4 protein-coding genes are annotated in these 4,407 nt (G+C 70.5%); 1 reads left to right on the forward strand and 3 read right to left on the reverse strand.

The window, feature by feature from the left end; all coding sequences use genetic code 11:
• The 3 genes from FV228_RS21440 to FV228_RS21455 all read right to left on the reverse strand — a co-directional run.
• Nucleotides 1–693 (reverse strand): amino acid ABC transporter ATP-binding protein (locus tag FV228_RS21440; RefSeq protein ID WP_147856459.1); only part of this gene is annotated, 693 nt, incomplete at its 3' end.
• Nucleotides 690–1,370: an amino acid ABC transporter permease gene (locus tag FV228_RS21445; protein ID WP_147856460.1), complete on the reverse strand. Its 681-nt coding sequence runs from the start codon at nt 1,368–1,370 to the stop codon at nt 690–692. The genes FV228_RS21440 and FV228_RS21445, both read right to left, overlap by 4 nt.
• 371 nt (nt 1,371–1,741) lie before the next feature.
• Nucleotides 1,742–2,518 carry an amino acid ABC transporter substrate-binding protein gene (locus FV228_RS21455; RefSeq protein WP_147856463.1) on the reverse strand — a complete coding sequence of 259 codons (777 nt, stop codon included), beginning with the start codon at nt 2,516–2,518 and terminating at the stop codon, nt 1,742–1,744.
• A gap of 658 nt (nt 2,519–3,176) precedes the next feature.
• On the opposite strand from FV228_RS21455, the gene FV228_RS21460 reads away from it, so the two are divergent.
• Nucleotides 3,177–4,103 carry a dihydrodipicolinate synthase family protein gene (locus FV228_RS21460; protein WP_147856462.1) on the forward strand — a complete coding sequence of 309 codons (927 nt, stop codon included), beginning with the start codon at nt 3,177–3,179 and terminating at the stop codon, nt 4,101–4,103.
• The last annotated feature ends 304 nt before the right edge of the window (nt 4,104–4,407 follow it).

Here is a 4,407-nt window from a genome sequence, read left to right on the forward strand (position 1 = left end):
GGCGAACAGCTCGGCCGGCGGTCCCTGCTCCACCAGCGTGCCGCCGTCGAGGAACGCCACCGCGTCGGCGACCCGCCGGGCGAGGCGCAGGTCGTGGGTCGCCATCAGCATGGTCATGCCCTCGCGGGCGAGGCCGGCCAGCACGTCCACCACCTCGGCGGCGAGTTCGGGATCGAGCGCGGAGGTCGGCTCGTCGCACAGCAGCAGGCGCGGGGAGGGGGCGAGCGCCCGGGCGATCGCCACCCGCTGCTGCTGGCCGCCCGACAGGCTCGCCGGCCACGCCTCCGCCTTCTGCGCGAGGCCGACCCGCTCCAGCAATTCCAGCGCCCGGACCCGGGCCGCGGCCTTCGGCCATTTGCCGACCGTGATCAGCCCCTCGGTAATGTTCTCGATCACCGTGCGGTGGGGAAACAGCTGGAAGTTCTGGAACACCATGCCGGTCTGGCGCCGGACCGCCAGCAGGTCCCGCCGGGAAGGCGCCGTGCCGGCCCGGAAGGTGAGGCGCCGGTCGCCGAGCACCAGCGTGCCGGCCTGCGGGATCTCGAGCAGGTTCACGCAGCGCAGCAGGGTCGACTTGCCCGAGCCCGACGGGCCGATCAGCGCGGTGACCTTCCCCTCCGGCACCGTCAGGTCGATGCCGCGCAGGATCGGGGTGTCGCCGAACCGCTTCTCGATGGCCTGGAGGGCGATCACGCGCGCGCCTCCAGGTAGCCGCCGTAGCGCCCGAGGCGCCGCTCCAGCCCGCCCTGCAGCCAGGACAGGCCCGAGCACAGCACGAGGTAGATCAAGGCCGCCTCGGCGTAGAGGATCAGCGGCTCGTAGGTCACCGCCACGATGCGCTGGGCCGCCTGGAACATCTCCGGCACGGTGATCGCGGCGGCGAGCGAGGTGTCCTTCACGAGCGCGATGAAGCTGTTGGACAGGGACGGCACCGCCACCCGCCCCGCCTGGGGCAGGATCGTGCGGCGCAGGGCCTGGGCGGGGGTCATCCCGGTGGCGTAGGCGGCCTCCCACTGGCCCTTCGGGATCGACGCGATGGCGGCGCGCACGATCTCAGACGCGTAGGCGCCGACGTTGAGCGTGAAGCCGATCACTGCGGCCGGGAAGGCGTCGATCAGGATGCCGGCGCTGGGCAGGCCGTAGAAGATCACGAACAGCTGCACGAGGAGCGGCGTGCCCCGGAAGATCCAGACATAGGTCCAGGCGAGCGCCGCCACCGGGCGCGGGCCGAACAGGCGCGCGAGCGCCACCGCCAGGCCGAGGCTCAGCCCGAGCCCGAAGGCGATGAGCGTCAGCGGCACGGTGAACCGGAGACAGGCTTCGAGCAGCGGCCCGAGCGACTGGAGCATGAGGTCGAGCCAGTGCGGCACGGGACGGTGTTTCCTGCGGGATCGGGCGACGGTCTATACGGGTTTGCGCCGCGGATCGCGCGGGATTTTGCCGGCTCTATCGGGGTCGGGCTGCTTCACGCACCGCGTTGCGGACCATCCACGCCTCGGAATGACGCCCTGTCCAGGCGTGACACGCGCGCGCCCCGCTGCGACCAGCAGAAGTTAAGGGAATCCGGATGTGGGGTGGGTCCCCTCTCCCGTGCGGGAGAGGGACAGGGTGAGGGATGCGACCTCTCCGGAAGACCCTGGTCCCTCACCCCGACCCTCTCCCGCTCGGGAGAGGGGGAATGTCGCGATCTGCGCGGACCGATATGGGCACGTCGTCGCCCTCAGAAGAGGAGGGCGCGCATCTACTGCGAAACGTCCGCCCCGAAATACTTTTGCGCGATCGCCGCGTAGCTGCCGTCGGCCTTGATCTCGGTCAGCGCCTTGTCGAGGGCGGCCTTCAGGTCGGGGTTGTTCTTGCGCAGAAGGATGCCGGACGCGTCGGCGTCGTCCTTCTGGGCCACGATCTTCACGGGGGCGTTCGGCTTCTGCTTGTGGAAGTCGAGGAAGGACAGGTTGTCGTTGAGGGTCGCGTCGGCGCGGCCGGTGATGACAAGCTGGATCGACTGGTCGAACCCGTCGGTGCCGACCAGCTCGGCCCCGGATTCGGTGGCGAGCCGCGCGAAGTTGCTGCTCAGGCTCTGGGCGGACTTCTTGCCCTTGAGGTCGGCGAACCCCTTGATCGTGCCGGTGTCGGCCCGGGTGATCAGCACCGCCCGGGAGCGGATATAGGGCTCGGAGAAGTCGAACTTCGCCTGGCGCTCCTTGGTGATGCCGACCTGGTTGATCACCACGTCGTAGCGCTTGGCGTCGAGCCCGGCGATCAGGCCGTCCCACTTGCCTTCGAGGAATTGCGGCGCGACGCCGAGTTTTTCCGCCACCTTGCGGCCGATCTCCACGTCGAAGCCGACCAGCGCCCCGGAGGCGTCGTGGAAGGAGAACGGCGCGTAGGTCCCCTCGGTGCCGATCCGCAGGGTCTTGGCGGCCCGGATCGCGTCGAGGTCGTCGGCCCGCGCGGAGACGCCGAGGAGCAGGGCGGCCGCGGCGAAGACGGCCGCGCGGGCGGCGGGGACAAGACGCATCACGACGAACTCCAGGGCGAAAGCGTTGAAATCACGGACCCCGATCCCGCTCGCCCGTCCGGCAAGATCGTCCAGGACGACTCTGTCGCGACGCGCGGATCGGAGGTCCGGGGTGGCTCGTCGCCGCGTCGTCGCCGACCGGGCCGGGCCGCGTGTCCTATACCAAGCGGGGCGCACGGCGCCTACGCCGTGTCGGGGCGGCGCCGTCGCCCGAAAGCAGAGTCTTCCGGCTGGCCGCACCGGTCCAGGTGTTTGCGTCTTCGGAGGCGCGCCCCGCCCCGGACGGCCGGATCGTCGGGAACACCGGGCCTCGACGGCGCAAGACCTTGATCGACTGATGTTTCCGGTTCCCGGACCCCGCTGTGCGGTTCCGGCATGACCGGGTGATGATCAAACGCCTCTGTTGTGGATAGGGAATAAGATTTCCGGCGGCCGGACCGGGTTGTCCCTGCCGCCCAAGGCTTGCGCGGCCGGCCCGGGCGGATCGCAAACACAGCGCGGCTTTTGTCGAGCCGGCGCCGGGACGGGTGTTGATCTCGGATGATCCTTCGGCACAGTGCCGGCGTGGTGCCGATCCGGGGCTGGCCTCTCGTCCCGGTGGCGGCGCGGAATGGTCTATCGTTGTGAGCCGGGGGGGCGCCCCGGCGGAGGATCGCGCATGAGCTCGCCTGCCCAGCCCTACCGGGGCGTCTTCCCGGTCGCCCCCACGGTGTTCGACGCCGCGGGCGCCCTCGATCTCGACGGACAGCGCCGGGCGATCGACTTCATGATCGACGCCGGGAGCCACGGCCTCTGCATCTTAGCCAACTTCTCCGAGCAGTTCGTCCTCACCGACGCCGAGCGCGAGACCGTGATGGACGCGGTGCTCGACCACGTCGCCGGCCGGGTGCCGGTGATCGTCACGACCACCCATTTCGCCACGCAGGTCTGCGCCGAGCGCTCCCGCCGGGCGCAAGAAGCCGGGGCCGCCATGGTGATGGTCATGCCGCCCTATCACGGCGCTACGATCCGGGTGCCGGACATCGGCGTCTACGACTTCTTCCGCGGCGTCTCGGACGCGATCGCGATCCCGATCATGATCCAGGACGCCCCGGTGGCCGGCACGCCGCTCTCGGCCGCGTTCCTGGCCCGCATGGCCCGGGAGATCGAGCACGTCTCCTACTTCAAGATCGAGACCCCCGGAGCCGCCGGCAAGCTACGCGAGCTGATCGCGCAGGGCGGCGACGCGGTGGTCGGCCCCTGGGACGGCGAGGAGGCGATCACCCTGATGGCCGACCTCGATGCCGGCGCCACCGGGGCGATGACCGGCGGCGCCTATCCGGACGGCATCCGCCAGATCACCGACGCCTACGCGGCCGGCCGCCGGAGCGAGGCGCTCGACGCCTACGCGCGCTGGCTGCCGCTGATCAACCACGAGAACCGGCAATGCGGGCTCCTGGCCTGCAAGGCGCTGATGGCCGAGGGCGGCATCATCGCCCACGAGACCGCCCGCCTGCCGCTCCAGCCGCTCCACCCGGATACCCGCGCGGCGCTGATCGAATTGGCCCGGCGCAACGATGCGCTGGTGCTGCGCTGGGGGCGGTGAGGGTTATTTGCTGGGGGCGGGCGGCGGTCCGACGGACGCTCGGTCCTCCCTCGCTGTGAGGCGCACATCGGCGTCAGTAAGACGCGACGGACTCCCTCTCCCGTGCGGGAGAGGGCTGGGGTGAGGGGCCAGGTCTGTCCGGATACGGCGCATCCCTCACCCTGTCCCTCTCCCGCACGGGAGAGGGACAGGGTGAGGGATGCGACTTCTCCGGAAAGATCTGGTCCCTCACCCCAACCCTCTCCCGCACGGGAGAGGGGGCGTGTCGCGCTCCGTCATCGACCTCGACCGCAAATCTTCGGGG

The organism is Methylobacterium sp. WL18 (genome assembly GCF_008040015.1).
In the GTDB taxonomy this organism is placed as follows: Bacteria; Pseudomonadota; Alphaproteobacteria; order Rhizobiales; family Beijerinckiaceae; genus Methylobacterium; species Methylobacterium mesophilicum.